At 66.2% G+C, this 17452-nt stretch carries 11 protein-coding genes; 7 read left to right on the forward strand and 4 right to left on the reverse strand.

From position 1 onward, the window contains the following. Nucleotides 1–519: 519 nt before the first annotated feature. Nucleotides 520–3498 (reverse strand): ribonuclease E/G, encoded by a 2979-nt coding sequence (locus C8J25_RS12585; RefSeq protein WP_244187059.1) that lies wholly within the window; start codon nucleotides 3496–3498, stop codon nucleotides 520–522. 540 nt (nucleotides 3499–4038) lie between these two features. Here C8J25_RS12585 and C8J25_RS12590 point away from each other — a divergent pair. Continuing rightward, nucleotides 4039–5280, forward strand: coding sequence for an N-acetylmuramoyl-L-alanine amidase (locus C8J25_RS12590; protein ID WP_107954728.1), 1242 nt, complete (start codon nucleotides 4039–4041; stop codon nucleotides 5278–5280). 174 nt (nucleotides 5281–5454) lie between these two features. Then, nucleotides 5455–7428: an OPT family oligopeptide transporter gene (locus C8J25_RS12595; protein WP_244187061.1), complete on the forward strand. Its 1974-nt coding sequence runs from the start codon at nucleotides 5455–5457 to the stop codon at nucleotides 7426–7428. Nucleotides 7429–7828: 400 nt separating this feature from the next. Here C8J25_RS12595 and C8J25_RS12600 read toward each other — a convergent pair whose 3' ends face one another. The 3 genes from C8J25_RS12600 to queF all read right to left on the reverse strand — a co-directional run bounded on the left by C8J25_RS12600 (nucleotide 7829) and on the right by queF (nucleotide 12052). Next, nucleotides 7829–9112: a glycoside hydrolase family 130 protein gene (locus C8J25_RS12600; RefSeq protein WP_056065833.1), complete on the reverse strand. Its 1284-nt coding sequence runs from the start codon at nucleotides 9110–9112 to the stop codon at nucleotides 7829–7831. 64 nt (nucleotides 9113–9176) lie between these two features. Further along, nucleotides 9177–11447 carry a glycosyltransferase family 4 protein gene (locus tag C8J25_RS12605; protein ID WP_107954729.1) on the reverse strand — a complete coding sequence of 757 codons (2271 nt, stop codon included), beginning with the start codon at nucleotides 11445–11447 and terminating at the stop codon, nucleotides 9177–9179. Between the two features lie 146 nt (nucleotides 11448–11593). Continuing rightward, nucleotides 11594–12052, reverse strand: coding sequence for a preQ(1) synthase (queF, locus tag C8J25_RS12610; RefSeq protein ID WP_056489630.1), 459 nt, complete (start codon nucleotides 12050–12052; stop codon nucleotides 11594–11596). A gap of 20 nt (nucleotides 12053–12072) precedes the next feature. Here queF and C8J25_RS12615 point away from each other — a divergent pair, with 20 nt between their 5' ends. From C8J25_RS12615 to C8J25_RS12635, 5 genes are all read left to right on the forward strand, one after another. Then, nucleotides 12073–13629 carry a cryptochrome/photolyase family protein gene (locus C8J25_RS12615; RefSeq protein WP_107954730.1) on the forward strand — a complete coding sequence of 519 codons (1557 nt, stop codon included), beginning with the start codon at nucleotides 12073–12075 and terminating at the stop codon, nucleotides 13627–13629. Nucleotides 13630–13653: 24 nt separating this feature from the next. Next, a complete protein-coding gene (locus tag C8J25_RS12620) occupies nucleotides 13654–14484 on the forward strand; it encodes a sulfurtransferase (protein ID WP_107954731.1) in 831 nt (276 codons plus the stop codon). Next, entirely contained in the window at nucleotides 14481–15677 is a 1197-nt protein-coding gene (gene metC, locus C8J25_RS12625; RefSeq protein ID WP_107954732.1) for a cystathionine beta-lyase, read from the forward strand. The genes C8J25_RS12620 and metC overlap by 4 nt, the downstream gene beginning before the upstream one ends. Nucleotides 15678–15695: 18 nt before the next feature. Continuing rightward, nucleotides 15696–16343, forward strand: a complete 648-nt coding sequence (gene bluB, locus C8J25_RS12630; RefSeq protein ID WP_107954733.1) for a 5,6-dimethylbenzimidazole synthase — start codon at nucleotides 15696–15698, stop codon at nucleotides 16341–16343. Nucleotides 16344–16551: 208 nt separating this feature from the next. Continuing rightward, a complete protein-coding gene (locus tag C8J25_RS12635; protein ID WP_107954734.1) occupies nucleotides 16552–17412 on the forward strand; it encodes a TorF family putative porin in 861 nt (286 codons plus the stop codon). Nucleotides 17413–17452 lie beyond the last annotated feature (40 nt).

The following is a 17452-nucleotide window of genomic DNA, read 5'->3' on the forward strand; positions in this document are numbered from 1 at the left end:
CATCCCAGCGAAAGCTGGGATCTCATGGTTTGGCGGGTGCCGCGTGCCACGCGGGATACCCCAGCTTTCGCTGGGGTGACGCGTTTTGGTTTGGGGTGGGCGTTGCGGTTTGGAGTGGCATGAGAACGCGTTCGACACAGTGCCGTCGAATGGCCACCTCCCCGGCGGAGGCCGGGATCCAATTGGGGGACCGGGCTAACTGAGGGCGGCGCTTCGTTATTGCCACCTTTCCAATTGGGCCCCGGCCTTCGCCGGGGTGGTGGTGGGTGGGGGAGGCGGGAGTGCAATGCCCGATGCGGAAGAATCGCAAACCCAGGGCCGCCCTCCCGTCTTGTTCACCCGCGAAGGCGGGTGCCCAGTCTGGGTCCCCGCCTTCGCGGGGATACAGGCTTTCTCGTTCGCTACGGCAGGCATTGGACGTTCACGGATACCGCGCGTCCGGACAATCGCCCTCCTAACAAACGAAAACGGGCGCGGCCTTTCGGTCGCGCCCGTTTCTTCGGTGGGTAGCGTCCGGGGTTAGCCGAAGGTGCGCTGCCACCAGCCGCGGCGGGGGGCGCCGTCGGGGTCGTCGTTGGCGCCGTCGTTGGTGTCCGACGTCGCGACGTCCTGGGGCTGGACTTCTGCCTTGGGCGGGGTGGTTGCGATCGGCTCGGCGAGGGGCTCGCTGGTCGGGGCGGCATCGCCGGCATCGACCACGGCTGCCTTGCGCGGACGACCGCGGGGCTTGGCGACCTTGGCGGGCGCTTCCTCGACGACCGCCTCTTCAACCGCTGGGGCTTCGACCACCGCGTCCGACGCCTTGCGACGCGCACGCTTCGGCTTTGGCGCCAAGGCTTCGATGGTCTCGGCGGGCGTTGCGCTCACCTCTTCCATCGTTGCTTCTGCAACCGCTTCGCGACGACGACGACCGGGCTTCGGTGCGGCCGGCTCGGCCGCGACGGGCTCCGGAGCGATTGGCGCCGGGACCAAAGGCTCCGGTGCAACCGTCTCGGCGTCCGCTTCGACCGCGCGTGGCTTGCGACCACGGCGTGCCTTGGGGGCTGCATCGGCCACCGCCTCGGCGATGTTCGCCGCTGCGGCTGCCGCACGGGCACGCGGACGACGGCGCATCTTCGGACCCTCGGCGACTTCCGCCACCGGGGCTTCCTCGACGACCGGCTCGAACGCGGGCTCGTAAGGCGGCTCGGCGTAAGTCGACTCGACCGGCTCATACGCTTCCGGCTCAGGCGCCTCGGCGATCAGCTGGGCGTCGTCGACGCTGCTGACGGCGACCGACTGGCCGTTCTCGGCGCCCTGCTCGTTGCGGCGACCGCCACGACGTCCCCGACGACCGCGACGACGACGACCTTCGCCCTCTGCGCCATTGGCCTGCTCGGATGGCGCACCAGCCGAGACCATTTCGCCACCGCCGACTTCGACGATGTCGCCCTCGACCTCGTCGATTTCCTCGACGTTGGTGTCGGCGTCCTCGAACGTGCCGTCCTCGTTGACGCCCTCTGCGGCACCCTCTTCACCCGGACGAGCGCGACCGCGACGACCGCGGCGACGGCGGCGCTTCTTGCCGCCTTCACCGTCCGCATCGCGAGCTTCACGGGGAGCACGCTGCTCGCCATTGCCTTCGCGGGGCTCACGACCCCCCTCACGACGGCGCGGCTGCTCGGCTTCAGTCTCCTCGACTTCCTCTTCCTCGATCTCGTCCTCGATCTCCTCGGGAAGGTCGTCTTCGTCTTCCTCGATGATCTGGACGAACTTCGGCGCATGCGCAGGGGGCGGGCCGCTGGCCTCGACCGTCATGTGCGCGCCTTCCTCGTCCTGGCCGGGGATGATCTCGACGATCACGCCGTAGCGATCCTCGATCTCGGCGATGTCGGCGCGCTTGCGGTTGAGAATGTAGACCGCGGCTTCCTGGCTGGCGCGCAGGGTGAGCAGCGAACCGCGACCGCGGGCGGCCTCGTCCTCGATGAGGCGGAGTGCGGAGATGCCCGACGACGATGCGGTGCGAACGAGGCCGGTGCCCTCGCAATGCGGACAGGCGCGGGTCGACGCTTCGAGCACGCCGGTGCGGAGGCGCTGGCGGCTCATTTCCATGAGGCCGAACGACGAGATGCGGCCGATCTGGATGCGCGCGCGATCGTTCTTGAGCGCCTCCTTCATCGCCTTCTCGACCTTACGGACGTTGGAATTGTTATCCATGTCGATGAAGTCGATGACGACGAGCCCGGCCATGTCGCGCAGGCGGAGCTGGCGGCCGATTTCCTGTGCTGCCTCGAGGTTGGTCGCAGTCGCGGTCTGTTCGATCGAATGCTCACGTGTCGAACGGCCCGAGTTGATGTCGATCGAGACGAGCGCCTCGGTCGGGTTGATGACCAGATAGCCGCCCGATTTCAGCTGGACGACGGGGTGGTACATCGCGGCAAGCTGATCCTCGACGCCGGCACGCTGGAACAGCGGCACGGGGTCGGCGTAATGCTTGATGCGCCGCGCGTGCGTCGGCATCAGCAGGCGCATGAACTCGCGCGCCTGGCGATAGCCGTCCTCGCCCTCGACGATGACCTCTTCGATTTCCTTGTTGTAGATGTCGCGGATCGCCCGCTTGATCAGGTCGCTGTCGCCGTAGACGAGCGCGGGGGCCGACGCCTTGAGCGTAGCTTCGCGGATGCCGTCCCACAGGCGGGCGAGGTAATCGAAATCGCGCTTGATCTCGACCTTCGAGCGCTGGAGGCCCGCGGTGCGGACGATGCAGCCCATCGACGGCGGCAGCTGCATGTCGGCCATGATCGTCTTGAGGCGCTTGCGATCGCCCGCGTTGCTGATCTTCCGCGAGATGCCGCCGCCGTGCGACGTGTTCGGCATCAGCACGCAGTAGCGACCGGCAAGCGACAGGTATGTGGTCAGCGCCGCGCCCTTGTTGCCGCGCTCCTCCTTGACGACCTGGACGAGCAGCACCTGGCGGCGATGGATCACGTCCTGAATCTTGTAGCGGCGGCGCAGGTTCATGCGACGCTCGCGCAGGTCCTCGACCGCGGCATCGTCGGCGCTCGGCTTGCGCTTGCGACGGGGTGCTTCGCCCGCTTCGCCGCCTTCGAGTTCTTCGGCGACGTCGGGATCTACCCCGCCATCGTCCTCGAAGCGCTCGATGTCGTCCTCGTCGTCACCCTCTTCGTCATCCGAGTCGTAGTCGGCGCGCAGGGCGGCTTCCTCGGCGGCGTGCTCGGCTTCCTCACGGAGCAACGCGTCGCGATCTTCCTTGGGGATCTGGTAGTAATCGGGGTGGATCTCGCTGAATGCGAGGAAGCCGTGGCGATTGCCGCCGTAATCGATGAACGCCGCCTGGAGCGACGGCTCGACCCGCGTGACCTTGGCGAGGTAGATATTGCCCTTGAGCTGCTTGCGTTCGGCACTCTCGAAATCGAATTCCTCGATCCGGTTACCCTTGACGACTGCGATCCGGGTCTCTTCCCGGTGGCGTGCGTCGATCAGCATGCGCGTTGTCATTATAGATTCTCCGCGCGCGCGCCGGGCCTGTCGGCAGCCGTCGCGCGCTTGATGGTGGTGCGGTCGGGCACGGACGCCCGGACTCGCGGATGGTATGCGAAACTGCCTCTGCGCGAAGTGCATGCCGCGGGAACTCTCCCTGCGGCGCCCGCACGACCGCGAGTCCGTCGGCGAAGGCCGGTCGGAGTGCGGGGCGGGGGGAATGCGTCATTCGAGCGTCAACCTGAATTGCCGCGCCGGCGAGAATCCGCTGGCGGGCGTCGAGACCGGCGCGTCGCTGGTAAAATCCAGGCGACACACGGCTGTACGACAGGACTAGCACTGCATACCCGATCTCGCAACTAGCCCCGGAACCGTCGCTTTCGTGGGCGTTTCGGCTCGAAATAGGGGCAGCGAGGCGCAGACTTGCCGGGGCGGCAGAGCCTTGCCGGCAAATACATGGCAAACGGCAAATTAACCGCACTGCGCAACCGCGTCTTGTGATGCGAGGCGCTATCGCTCGCTCACAGAGATCGGATGTATCGATCAAAGGGGTGTAGCATGGGTTTTCGCTGGACCGGCGGCAGGGCCGCACGGCAAGGACGCGAGGTGTTGACGGTCATCGCCCTCATCGCCGGCTGGCTGGCGAGCGTTCCCGCCTGGGCGGCGACCGTGCAGAGCGTCGCGATCAGGGACGGGCGGATCGTCATCCGCTTCGACGAGGCGGTCGGCGATGCCGCCAGCCGCGTGCTGACCGGCCCGCGCCAGATCGCGGTCGACGTGTCGGGCGCGTCTCCGGGGCGGGAGGTCGTGGGGCGCGGGCTGGTGACCGGCGTCACGCAGATGCGCAGTGGTCGGTCGGGGATGCGGATGGTGTTCGATCTGGCCGAGCCGGCGATCGTGACCGACGGCGGGTTCGACTCCGACCGCCGCGAGCTGACGCTGGCGTTGCGCACGGTCGATTACGACCAGTTCGCGGAAGCCGGGATCGCCGGGCCGCTGAACTTCTTCCCGTTCAATTTCGGGGCTGCGTCGCGGCCGAAGTACAAGGTGTCGGTGCCTGTGCCGCCCAAGGCGCGGGGCATGAAACTGCCGCGCGTGCAGGGCGACGATACGCGGCCGCTGGTGGTGATCGATGCGGGGCATGGCGGTGTCGATCCCGGTGCGATCGGGCCTAACGGGCTGCGCGAGAAGGACGTGACGCTGAAGGTCGCCAAGGCGATCCGCGACGAGTTGCTCGCGTCGGGGCGCGTACGCGTGGCGCTGACGCGCAACGACGACCGTTACCTGATCTTACGCGAGCGGTACGGCGTCGCGCGGCGGTTGAAGGGTGACCTGTTCATCTCGATCCATTGCGACAGCACGGGATCGGAGAACGCGACCGGAGCCACCGCGTACACGCTGTCCGAGGTGGCGTCCGACAAGGAGGCCGCTCGGCTGGCGGCGCGCGAGAACAAGGCGGACGTGATCTCGGGTGTAAATCTCGGCGAGGCGCCCGCGGACGTGTCGTCGATCCTGATCGACCTGACGCAGCGCGAGACGATGAACGCCTCGGCGACCTTCGCGCGGTTGCTCGGGCGTGAGGCCAAGCCGTTGATGCCGTTGAAGGCGAACTTCCACCGGATGGCGTCGTTGATGGTCCTGAAGGCGCCGGACATGCCGTCGATCCTGTTCGAGACGGGGTATATCTCGAACCCGCAGGACGCTGCGTTCCTGGATAGCGAGGAGGGGCGACACCGGATCGCGGAGAGCGTGACGCGGGCGGTCGAGGTGCATTTCGCGCGGCGGATGGCGGTTCGGTAGGTTTGGGTTGCGGGTTGGGCGAGGTCAGCCCGCCCTTACCTTGTTCTCCCGCGAAGGCGGGAGCCCAGTCTGGACTCCCGCCTTCGCGGGAGAACACACTAGTGACGGTCGATACGGTTTCCTCACGCCCCACATCATGTCACAAGTCGCCCGAATTGCTTTGAGGCTGACCAGATGACCGACGCGACGCGGGGCGTAACCGACACGGGTCCCGAGACCAGCATGCGCGAGCTTACGTTTCGCGGGATCGTGCTCGGCGGGATCATCACGCTGCTGTTCACCGCGGCCAACGTGTATCTCGGGCTCAAGATCGGGCTGACGTTCGCGACGTCGATCCCGGCTGCGGTGATCTCGATGGCAGTGCTGCGGTTGTTCAAGGATTCGACGATCCTCGAGAACAACATCGTTCAGACCATCGCGTCCGCCGCCGGCACGCTGGCAGCGATCATCTTCGTGTTGCCGGGGCTGGTGATGATCGGCTGGTGGCAGGGCTTTCCGTTCTTCACGACTGCGGCGATCACGATGTTCGGCGGTGTGCTCGGCGTGCTGTTCTCGGTGCCGCTGCGCCGTGCGCTCGTCGTCGACACGGTGCTGCCGTATCCGGAAGGCCGCGCGGCCGCCGAGGTGCTAAAGGTCGGCGCAGGTAGTCGTGAAGGCGGCGAGGAGAGTGCGCGCGGGCTGGGCATCATCGTCGCCAACGCGGTCGTCTCGGCGGGGTTCGCGATCCTGACGCAGACCAAGCTCGCCGCCGCGGAGGCCGCGACGTGGTTCCGCGTCGGCGCGGGTGCGACCGGGATCTCGGGCGGGCTGTCGTTCGCGTTGCTGGGCGCGGGACATCTGGTCGGCATCTCGGTCGGCATGGCGATGTTCGCGGGGGTGGTGATCGGGTGGTGGATATTGCTGCCGATCCTGACCTCGGGCGGGAGCGTCACCGGCACCGCCGAGGTGATCGCCAACACAGTGTTCCGCTCGGATGTCCGCTTCTTCGGCGCAGGCGTGATCGGCGTCGCAGCGATCTGGACGTTGCTCAAGATCGCAGGCCCCGTTGTCGGCGGCGTGCGCTCGGCGCTGGCGGCGTCGGCAGCGAAGCGTGGCGGTGAAGTGTTGGCGCTGGAAGAGCGCGACATTCCGATCGGGATCGTCGGGATCGGTTCGCTCGCGATGCTGGTGCCGATCGGCATTCTGCTCTGGACCGTCTTGCAGGGCGGACCGCTGGAGGCGTCGGCGATCGGGCTGATCGCGGGGAGCCTAGTGTTCATCCTCGTCATCGGTCTCGTGATCGCGGCGGTCTGCGGGTACATGGCGGGGCTGATCGGCGCGTCGAACTCGCCGGTGTCGGGAATCGGTATCCTGGCCATTCTCGCGGCGTCGATCCTGCTGGTGTCGTGGTTCGGCCGCGCGGTCGAGCCGGGCACGACGCAGGCGCTGGTCGCGTACGGGTTGATCGTGACGGGGATCGTGTTCGGGATCGCGACGATCTCGAACGACAATCTGCAGGATCTGAAGACGGGCCAGCTGGTCGGTGCGACGCCTTGGAAGCAGCAGGTCGCGTTGCTGATCGGCGTGATGTTCGGCTCGATCGTCGTGCCGCCGGTGTTGAACTTGCTGGGAAGCACGCTTGGGTTTGCTGGTGCGCCGGGGGCGGGGCCTAACGCGCTGGCGGCGCCTCAGGCGGCGCTGATCTCGGCGCTGGCGAAGGGTGTGCTGGGGGGCAATCTCAACTGGGCGATGATTGGCTATGGGGCACTGACTGGTGTGGTCGTGATCGCGGTTGATGAATTGCTCGGCAAGGCGGGGAAGCTGCGGCTGCCGCCGCTGGGCGTTGGGCTCGGTGTGTATCTGCCGATGTCGGTGACGTTGCCGGTGACGATCGGGGCGGTTGTGGGGTTTGCGTATGATCGCTGGGCGGACCGGGCTCGGGATCCTGAGTTGGCGAAGCGGATGGGGGTGCTGACGGCGACGGGGATGATCGTTGGGGAGTCGCTGTGGGGGGTCGCCTTTGCGGGGATCGTGTATTTGACCAACAAGGAGACGCCGTTGGCGCTTGTTGGGGACGGGTTTGCTAGCGTGGCGCTGATTGGCGGGACGCTGCTGTTCGCGGTGCTGACTTGGGTGATGTACCGGCGGACGATGGCGGCTTCGCGGTAGGCGCGTGCCCTCACCCTTCCCACCCGGCAAGCGCCGGGCGGGCCCCTTCCCTCTCCCCGAGGGGAGAGGGGGTAAGTGAGCTTGTTTCCCCGCGAAGGCGGGGATCCAGACTGGGCTCCCGCCTTCGCGGGAGAACAAGGCCCTTTCCCGTTCGTGCTGAGTAGAGACCGAGTAGCTGCGTCAGCAGCGTATCGAGGGCGCGTATCGAAGCAGGGGTTCCGCGCGCCAACCTGTCCTTCGATACGCCCTCTCGATACGCTGCAAGAGCAGCTACTCGATGGCTACTCAGGACGAACGGAAGGGGTGGAACGAAGGGGGGAAACGGAAGAGGAGATGGAACGGAGGACGGGCGCAACGGAGGACGGGTGAGCGCCCGCTCCATTGAGCCACGCCCCCCCCCTCACTTCATCGCAGCAAGCATGTCCTTGATCGGCACGAACGCGAAGCCCACCGAGCTGTCGGCGATCCCGTACGGCATGAAGATCGTATCCCCGTGCTTCAACGCGCCGCAGCTATAGACGACGTTGGGCACATACCCCTCGCGGTCCTGGTCCTTCGCCGCCAGGATCGGCTGGCTCGTCCGGCCGATCACCTTAGACGGATCGTCCTTGTCGAGGAGCACCGCGCCGATCGAATATTTCCGCATCGCGCCGACGCCGTGCGTCAGCAGAAGCCAGCCCTCGTCGAGCTCGATCGGCGGACCGCAATTGCCGATCTGCACCAGCTCCCACGGATATTCGGGCGTCAGGATCTTCTCGCCATCGTCCCAGTCGGTCAGCGTGTCGGACTTGAGCAGGAACAGGTTTTCGCCGTCCTGCCGGCCGATCATCATGTACTGGCCGTTCACCTTCCGTGGGAACAGCGCCATGCCCTTGTTGCGCGCGGCCGGGCCGGTCATCGGCACGAGGTCGAACGCGCGGAAATCGCGGGTACGCATCAGTTCGGACTGGATCACCGAGCCGTTATACGCGGTGTAGGTGCCGATCCACTCGTAATCGCCGTCGTCGTGCTGGAAGCGGACGATGCGGAGATCCTCGAGGCCTTTCGACTGCGCCTGCGTGATCGGGAAGATCACCGTGCCGCTCAGCGTGCTGTCGCGGTGGCGATAGACGGTGACGGGGCCGATCGGCATCTCGTCCTCGCCGCTGCCGACCGCATCGGTCGCGGTCGCGAACGGCGGCTCGGGCGCGAGCTTCATCTGGTTTTCGCAGGTGATGATGCCTTCGCGGAACGCGACCGACGAGATGTGACCCTCGCCGACCGCGCGCAGGCTCATCAGGATCCGCATCGAGCCCGGCGGCATGCCCGACTGGTCGAAATGCGGCACCGCGCTGGGGTTCATCAGCGCAGCGGCGGCATAGCTGTATTCGTGGCAGAAATACGCGCCGATCAGCTGGCGCTTCTCGTCGCCGATCTCCGCACCGTTCAGCCCGAGCATGTCCTCGATCTGGTCGTAGCGCGTCATGAACACGCGGCGCGTCTGCCAGTGGCGTGCCTCGAAATCCTTCAGCACGACCTCGAGCTGCGCGCGCGCCTGTGCGGGCGACATTTCCAGCACTTCGCCGACGAGCCGCTCGGTACGGCTCGGCGCGCCGCCATGACCGCCCCAGGCGATATGGAACGGCCGCACGACGACACGCGAAGGGTCCGCGTGCAGCCGCAGCTGGTGGTTGAACAGATCCATCGTAGCAGTGCCCCGCGTCGTTCCACTCAGCGCACCGTCGCCTGTCAGGCTGTCTCTAGCGTGGCTAGGCGACGACGCGCGCCGCTCCTGCCACGCTTTGCGCTGCCTTTGATACCCCTGAAATGGCACAACTTGCGAGTTGGAGCGCCAAAATCGACTCGGCACCCTGGTTTCGGTTGAGCCCGGTCGGCATCAAACCGTCATAACAACCGCCGTCCGCGACGCTCGCGAGCGGCAGGTCGAGGTCGTTGACGCCGAGGAACCAGCCGTACGCGCGCAACGCCTCGTCACGCCAGCGCACGTCGCCGGTCGCGTCATACGCCGCGGCGCATGCGTCGACGGTCGCCTGCGCCTCCAGCGGCTGCTGGTCGAACTGCAACGGCTCCGCATAGGGCCGGTTGAAGCTCTCCGACCCGACCGCGCGGAAACGGCCCTCCGGCGAAGTCTGCTTGGCGACGATCCAGTCGAGCGTGGCGAGGCCGCAATCGATCAGGTCCTGACGCCCCAGCGCCTGGCCTGCGCGGATCAGCGCCTGCGGGAGGCGCGTATTGTCGTAGGCGAGCACGATCTCGAACCACTGCCACTCGGGGCGACGTGCTTTCGCGAGCAGGTCGAGATGGACCTTGGGGAACGCCTCGAGGATCGACAGCGACAGCTGGTGACCGGGCTTGGCCTCCAGCATCGCCGCCGCGCCGAGCATCGCGAACGCTTGCGCCCGAAGGCTGCCGAGTTCGAGCGCCATCGACGCGGTGGAGTCGAACATCGCCGTCGCCCAGTCGCGGTGCTTGGCAGCCTGCGCATCGCGCGCGGTGACGCCGAGCGACCAGAGCGTGCGGCCGTTCGAATCCTCCGAGCCCGAATCCTCGCACCAGGTGCGATCGAAGTTCATGAAGTTGCGGAAGCGGCGCGTGTCCGGGTTCCACGCATACTGTACGAACGACGCATAGATCGTCATCCACTTGTCGCGGGTGACGTCGTCGAGATCGGGCAGTGCGCTCATCAGCATCAGTGCGCGGCAGTTGTCGTCGATGCAGTAGCCGTGGCGACGATCGGGGATCGAGTAGATCGAATGCTGGAGCATGCCGGTCGAATCGCTCATCCGCTCGACCGCGGCGAAATCAGGCGTCAGTTGCTTCAGCGGGGCTGGCACCTTGGCTAGGCGAAAAGGGCGCGCCGCCACGATCGCACGGATCTCCGTCATCATCGCCTCGGCGAGCTTCGGCCAGATCATCGTGCGGCCGCGCGCATAGGCACGCTCGGCCAGACGATTGCGATCACGGTCGTTCGACATCAGCGCATCGATCTCACGCGCGAACGCATCGACGTCGCCGAACGGGACGAGCACGCCGTGGCCATCCGCAAGGATCTCGGTCGCATGCACGTACGGCGTCGAGATGACGGGCTTGCCGACGCCGATCGCGTAGCTGAGCGTGCCCGACGTGATCTGCGCCGGGTTGGTGTACGGCGTCACATAGACGTCCGCTGCCTGGAGATAGTCGAGCAGTTCGCCATGCTCGAGGAAGGCATCGACGAACGAGACGTTGTCGGCGACGCCCTTCTCGGCGGCGAGCGCCTTCAGCTTGTCGCGGTATTTCTCGCCCTCGTACGCGACGAGGTTCGGGTGGGTCGCGCCGAGCACGACGTACAGCAGGTCGGGATGCTTCGCGATCACCGCGGGGAGCGCGTTGATGACCGTCTCGATCCCCTTGTTGGGCGCGAGCAGGCCGAACGTCAGCATGACCTTCCGGCCTTCCCAGCCGAACTTGTCCTTCAGCGCGGCCGGATCGAGCAGGTCGCGATCGGGCACGCCGTGCGGGATCATGACGATCTGGCGCGAATTGGCACCGTAGACGCGCTGAAGGATGTCGCGGCCACGCTCGGCCATGACGATCACGCGGGCGGCGCGACGCAGCAGCCCTTCGAGCACGCGACGCTCATCGGCGTTGGGCTTTTCGAGGATGGTGTGCAGCGTGACGATGACCGGCAGCGTGGTGCGATCGAGCAGCGCGAGGATGTGCTCGCCTGCCGGGCCACCGAAGATGCCGTATTCGTGCTGGAGCCAGATCGCCTGCGCGCCGCTGGCCTCGATCTTGCGCGCGGTGTCGATATACGCCGACAGTTCGGGCTCGGGGATCGTGCCGGTGACTTCGGCCGGGTAGTCGTATTTGCCGGGGTGATCGTCCATCGCATAGACGTCGACGGCGATCTCAGGGAAGCGCGCGCGCATGGCCGTGAAAACGTCGGTCGTGAAGGTGGCGATGCCACACTGTCTCGGCAGGAAATTACCGATCAGCGCCAGTCGCGCGATATTCCCACCGTCCGCCGGTTTCACCATACCCTGTCCCTCGTTTGAGCGCGCACTTCTGGGAAAACCCGGTCGCGCATCCATTTGAACGGTTCAGGTAGCATAAAGTTTCATCACATACTGCAGTGCAGCACGGGAATACTAACAACCCAGATCAAACCGATTTTACGCGTGCCTCATCCGCGGCCGCGGTAGGGGGCGACGCCCTGGTCCGGCAGCCACAGATCGTGCGGCGGTGCACTCGATTGCCAGAACACGTCGATCGGGATTCCACCGCGCGGATACCAGTAGCCGCCGATCCGCAGCCACACCGGTTTCATCTCGTCGAACAGGCGCTCGCCGATGCCGACGGTGCAATCCTCGTGGAACCCGGCATGGTTTCGGAAGCTGCTCAGGAAGAGTTTGAGCGACTTGGATTCGACGATCGTCTCGCCGGGGACGTAGTCGATGACGAGGTGCGCGAAGTCGGGCTGGCCGGTGACCGGGCACAGCGACGTGAACTCGGGCGCCGCGAACCGCACGAGATACGTCCGGCCCGGTCGCGGGTTCGGAACATAATCGAGCACGGCCTCTTCTGGAGAGGCGGGGAGGGCACTGTTCTGGCCGAGATGCAATGGGTTCTGGGGAGCGGTCATGTGCCGCCATGTAGGATGCGATGACGCGCAAGAAAACCACACTCGTACCGATCCTCGGCGACCAGCTTACGATCGACCTCGCCTCGTTGCGGGATTGCGATCCTGGAACCACGATCGTGCTGATGATGGAGGTCGACGAGGAGACGACCTACGTTCGCCACCACAAGCGCAAGATCGCGTATATCCTGTCGGCGATGCGGCACCATGTCGAGGCGCTGCGCGAGGCCGGGTGGACGGTCGAATACACACAGCTCGACGACCCCGACAATGCGGGCAGCTTCACCGGCGAGATCGCGCGCGTGGTCGAGCGGCATGACCCCGAGCGGATCGTCGTCACCGAGGGCGGCGAGTGGCGCGTGATGGCGATGCTCGAAAGCTGGGAGACGCTGTTCGGCATCCCCGTCGAGATCCGCAGCGACGACCGTTTCCTCGCCAGCCATGCCGACTTCGAGACCTGGGCCGCCGAGCGCAAGTCGCTGACGATGGAGTGGTTCTATCGCCAGATGCGGACGCGCACCGGGCTGTTGATGACCGCCGGCAAGCCCGAGGGCGATCGCTGGAACTTCGACAAGGAGAATCGGAAACCCGCCAAGAACGACCTCATGATGCCGCGCCCGCTGGTGTTCGTGCCGGACGCGATCACGCAAGGCGTGCTGGCGCTGGTCGCGGAGCGGTTCGCGGATCATCCGGGGAGCCTAGACGGGTTCGAGTACGCCGTGACCGCGAAGGATGCGGAGCGGCAGGCGGCAAATTTCTTTAAACACGCGCTAGCGCAGTTCGGCGACTACGAAGACGCGATGCTCACCGGCGAGCGGCATCTGTGGCACTCGATTTTGTCGCCGTACATCAATTCCGGGCTGCTCGATCCGCTCGACCTGTGCCGGCGCGCGGAGGCGGAATATCGCGCTGGACGTGCTCCCTTGAACGCGGTCGAGGGCTATATCCGCCAGATCATCGGCTGGCGAGAATATATGCGCGGGATCTACTGGCGCGAGGGTCCGGAGTATGTCGAGCGCAACTTCCTCGACCATCACCGCGAGCTGCCCGGTTGGTACTGGACCGGCGAGACCGACATGCACTGCCTGCGCGAGGCGATCGGCCAGACGCTGGAGACCGCGCACGCGCACCATATCCAGCGGCTCATGGTGACAGGCAATTTCGCGCTGCTGATCGGCGCGGACCCGGCCAAGGTGCACCTCTGGTACCTCGAGGTGTATGTCGACGCGTACGAATGGGTCGAGCTGCCCAATACGCTGGGGATGAGCCAGTTCGGCGATGGCGGCTTGTTGGGGTCTAAGCCGTATATCTCGTCGGGCGCGTATATCGACCGGATGTCCGATTATTGCGGGACGTGCCGGTATAACGTGAAGCAGCGGATCGGCCCCGATGCGTGTCCGTTCAACGCGCTGTATTGGGATTTCCTGGCGCGGCACGAGGACAAGCTCGGGCGCAACAACCGGCTGGCGATGCCGTATCGCAACTGGGCGAAACAGTCCGAGGCGGACCGCGAGGCGACGCGTGCGCAGGCGGCCGGGTTCCTCGCCTCCCTCGACGCGAGCGGCCCGGCTGGCTACTGACCGATCGAGCACAAGGAGCCGCATATGGACGCGTTGGTAAGCACCGAATGGCTGGCGAACGAACTGGGCGCGAGCGATCTGCGGATTGTCGACGCGACCTACGCGGAGGGGCGCGATGCGGCGGCGGAGTATGAGGCGGCGCATATCCCCGGCGCGGTGTTCATGAACCTCAGCGAATTGTGCGATACCGACAGCGACCTGCCCAACACGCTGCCGTCAGCGGAGAAGTTCGCGAGCCGGATGCAGACGCTGGGGCTCGGCGATGGCAGTCGGATCGTGCTGTACGACAGCTCGCCCTGGCACACGTCCGCGCGCGCGTGGTGGTTGCTGCGGCTGTTCGGCGCGCACAACGTCGCGATCCTCGATGGCGGGCTCGCCAAATGGCAGGCCGAGGGGCGTGAGATCGCGACGGGGAAAGAGACGGCGCGGCATCGTCACTTCACGACCTGGGCGGACCTGAAGGGCGTGCGCGATCTCGACCAGATGAAGGCGAACGTCGCTAGCGGCGCGGAGCAGGTGCTCGACGCGCGGTCCGCGACGCGCTTTACCGGTGCGGAGGAAGACCCGCGGCCGGGCACTGCGCCGGGGCATATTCCGGGCTCGAAGAACCTGCCGCAGGGCGCGGTATTCAATGCGGATGGGACGTGGAAGACGGGCGATGCACTGAAGGCCGAATTCGACAAGGCGGGCATCGACCTGGTGAAGCCGATCGTGATGACCTGCGGCTCGGGTATCACCGCGTCGGTGCTCGCGTTCGGCGCGCACCTGCTAGGCAACGACGCGGCGCTGTACGACGGCAGCTGGTCCGAATGGGGCGGCGATCCTGAGACACCCAAGGCGACAGGCACAGCATGAGCGATACGAACAAGCCGGTCGGCGACGCGACCAAGGTCGTCCTCGCCGGTCGTCGCCCGGAATGGACTCAAGGCATCGTCAGCCCGCCGGTCTGGCGCGCCTCGACGATCCTGTACGATTCGGTCGGCCATCTCCGCGATAGCGCGACGCGCGATACGCATCACCGGCTGTTCTACGGGCGGAAGGGTACGCCGACGCAGTGGAGCCTCGCCGACGCGCTGACCTCGCTCGAGCCCGGCGCGGAGGGGACGTTCCTCTATTGCTCGGGCGTCGCGGCGATCGCGGCGGCCTTGCTGTCGGTGCTGTCCCCCGGCGACGAACTGCTGCTGGTCGACAGCGCCTATGACCCGACGCGCGGGATGGCGGGCGGGCTGCTCAAGCGGTTCGGCATCACCACGCGCTATTACGACCCGATGATCGGCGCGGGCATCGCCGACCTGATCGGCGAGAATACGCGGGCGATCTTCATGGAGAGCCCCGGTTCGCTGAGCTTCGAGGTGCAGGACGTTCCCGCGATCGTCGCCGCCGCCAAGGCGAGGGGGGTGACCACCCTGCTCGACAACACCTGGGCCACCCCGCTGTTCTTCCCGGCGATCGAGCGCGGCGTCGACCTGACGATCCTAGCCGGTACGAAGTACGTCGTCGGTCATTCGGACGTCATGCTCGGCTCGGTCACCGCCGCGCCCGGTCACTTCAAGAAATTGCGCGAAACGAGTTTTCAGCTCGGTCAGGTCGCGAGCCCCGACGATTGCTGGCTCGGCAGCCGGGGCTTGCGCACGATGGCGGTCCGCCTCGCGCAGCATCAGTCGAGCGCGCTCCAGATCGCACAATGGCTGAAGACGCGTCCCGAAGTCGCACAGGTCCTCCACCCCGCGCTCCCCGATTGCCCCGGCCACGACCTGTTCGTCCGCGACTTCAAGGGCTCCAGCGGGCTCTTCTCGTTCGTCCTGAATGGCGGCGACGAAGCGTCGCGTGCCGCCTTGATCGACACGCTGCAACTATTCGGCATCGGCTATAGCTGGGGCGGTTTCGAAAGCCTCGCCATCCCCGCCGACCCGCACCGCTACCGCAGCGTCACAAAGCGTGAAGCCGCAGGCCCGATGGTCCGCCTCCAGATCGGCCTCGAAGACCCCGCCGACCTTATCGCCGATCTCGAAGCCGGGCTCGCCGCCTTCTCTGCCGCAAAGGTCTAGACGATTTCCGATCGAGGCGTGTCCGCGCGGAAGGCTGATGCGCCCATCTTCGGCCCCGCGTTTCAGGCCGAGCTGGACACGCTGTTCCGCTGGCGCCGCGATGTCCGGCATTTTCGGAGCGACCCGCTGCCGACCGGGTTGCTCGACCGGTTGCTGGAGATCGCCAACGCCTCGCCGTCGGTCGGGCTGAGCCAGCCTTGGCGGTTCGTCACGGTCGACGACCCGGCCCGTCGCGCCGCGGTCCGCGCGGACTTCGAGACGTGTAACGCGGCGGCGTTGACGACGCAGGAGGGTGTGAGGGCAGCCACCTACGCACGGCTCAAGCTTGCCGGGCTCGAACGGGCGCCGTGTCATGTCGCTGTGTTCGTCGAACCCGACCCGGAGCAGGGCCACGGTCTCGGCCGCCGGACCATGCCCGAAGCCGTCGCCTATTCCGCGGTGATCGCGGTCCATACGCTGTGGCTGGCCGCCCGCGCGCAAGGGATCGGCCTCGGCTGGGTCTCGATTCTCGACCCCTCGCGCATCCGTACGATCCTCGACGTGCCCGAAGCCTGGCACCTCGTCGCGTATCTGTGCATTGGTTATCCCGAGACCGACGCGGTCATCCCCGAACTCGAGCGCGAGGGTTGGGAAAACCGACGGTCGATCAACGTTCTAGCACGCTAAACGCGACGACTGTCTCTCAACTAGGTGTGGCGGTTGCGCAACATGCGTGCTGTCAAAGGCCGATTGTACGCAAGATTCGCTTGTGCGGCGCACCATGGGCTGTCATCGCGGTGTCACCGTTGGAAAGACCGCCCTGGGGTTCGCCCCGATAGATGCGGCGTCCACGGATGCAGGGCGGACATCGACTTCCGGTATCGAAAGGGAAACGATGCGCTTCACCACACTTCTTCTCGGCGGCATTGCTTTGGCTGCCGTCGCTACGCCAGCGTTTGCACAGGATGCGGCTACGGCGCCCCCCAAGGAGGTCACCGTCTCGGGTTCGGTCGGGCTGACCAACGACTATCGCTTTCGCGGCGTGTCGCAGTCGGACGAGAACCTCGCCGTTCAGGGCGGCATCACGATTGCGCACAAGAGCGGCATCTATATCGGCACCTGGGGTTCAAACCTCGCGGGCTGGGGTACGTTCGGCGGTTCCAACATGGAGCTCGATCTGATCGCCGGCTACAAGACGCCGATCGGTGGCGGCGGCGCGATCGACGTCGGCGCGACCTGGTACATGTATCCGGGCGGCTTCGACAACACTGACTTCATCGAGCCCTATGCCAAGCTGTCGGGTACCGTCGGCCCGGTCGCGTTGCTCGCGGGCGTCGCCTATGCGCCAAAGCAGCAGGCGCTCGGGCCTTGGTATGTCAACGGCACGTCGGCTGCGAACGGGGTGTACGACCGCGTCAACGCCAAGGACGACAATCTATACCTCTGGGGCGATATCAGCAGCGGAATCCCCAACACCGGGCTGACCGTGAAGGCGCATGTCGGCCATTCGAACGGCAACAAGGGCCTCGGGCCGTTCGCGACCAGCGTGTCGCCGACCGGCGAGTATTGGGACTGGCTGTTCGGCGCGGACTACGTGATCCCGACGACCCCGCTGACGCTGGGCGTGGCGTATGTCGATACCGACATCGGCAAGGGCGAGTCGGCGTATCTTCAGCCGAGCTTCAGCCGTGGCCAGGACGGCAATGGCTCGATCGCCAACGGCAAGGTGCTGGTGTCGCTGACCGCGGCGTTCTGAAGGGGCTCAGGAGTGGGCGCGGAGAGCTTTCCGCGCCCAT

The sequence above is a fragment of the Sphingomonas faeni genome (assembly GCF_003053745.1).
In the GTDB taxonomy this organism is placed as follows: domain Bacteria; phylum Pseudomonadota; class Alphaproteobacteria; order Sphingomonadales; family Sphingomonadaceae; genus Sphingomonas; species Sphingomonas faeni.

Excerpts from the sequence above, each read along its gene's own strand:
- C8J25_RS12585 (WP_244187059.1), bottom strand. The coding sequence starts at position 3,498 with ATGACAACGCGCATGCTGATCGACGCACGCCACCGGGAAGAGACCCGG.
- C8J25_RS12590 (WP_107954728.1), top strand. The coding sequence starts at position 4,039 with ATGGGTTTTCGCTGGACCGGCGGCAGGGCCGCACGGCAAGGACGCGAG.
- C8J25_RS12595 (WP_244187061.1), top strand. The coding sequence starts at position 5,455 with ATGACCGACGCGACGCGGGGCGTAACCGACACGGGTCCCGAGACCAGC.
- C8J25_RS12600 (WP_056065833.1), bottom strand. The coding sequence starts at position 9,112 with ATGGATCTGTTCAACCACCAGCTGCGGCTGCACGCGGACCCTTCGCGT.
- C8J25_RS12605 (WP_107954729.1), bottom strand. The coding sequence starts at position 11,447 with ATGGTGAAACCGGCGGACGGTGGGAATATCGCGCGACTGGCGCTGATC.
- queF (WP_056489630.1), bottom strand. The coding sequence starts at position 12,052 with ATGACCGCTCCCCAGAACCCATTGCATCTCGGCCAGAACAGTGCCCTC.
- C8J25_RS12615 (WP_107954730.1), top strand. The coding sequence starts at position 12,073 with ATGACGCGCAAGAAAACCACACTCGTACCGATCCTCGGCGACCAGCTT.
- C8J25_RS12620 (WP_107954731.1), top strand. The coding sequence starts at position 13,654 with ATGGACGCGTTGGTAAGCACCGAATGGCTGGCGAACGAACTGGGCGCG.
- metC (WP_107954732.1), top strand. The coding sequence starts at position 14,481 with ATGAGCGATACGAACAAGCCGGTCGGCGACGCGACCAAGGTCGTCCTC.
- C8J25_RS12635 (WP_107954734.1), top strand. The coding sequence starts at position 16,552 with ATGCGCTTCACCACACTTCTTCTCGGCGGCATTGCTTTGGCTGCCGTC.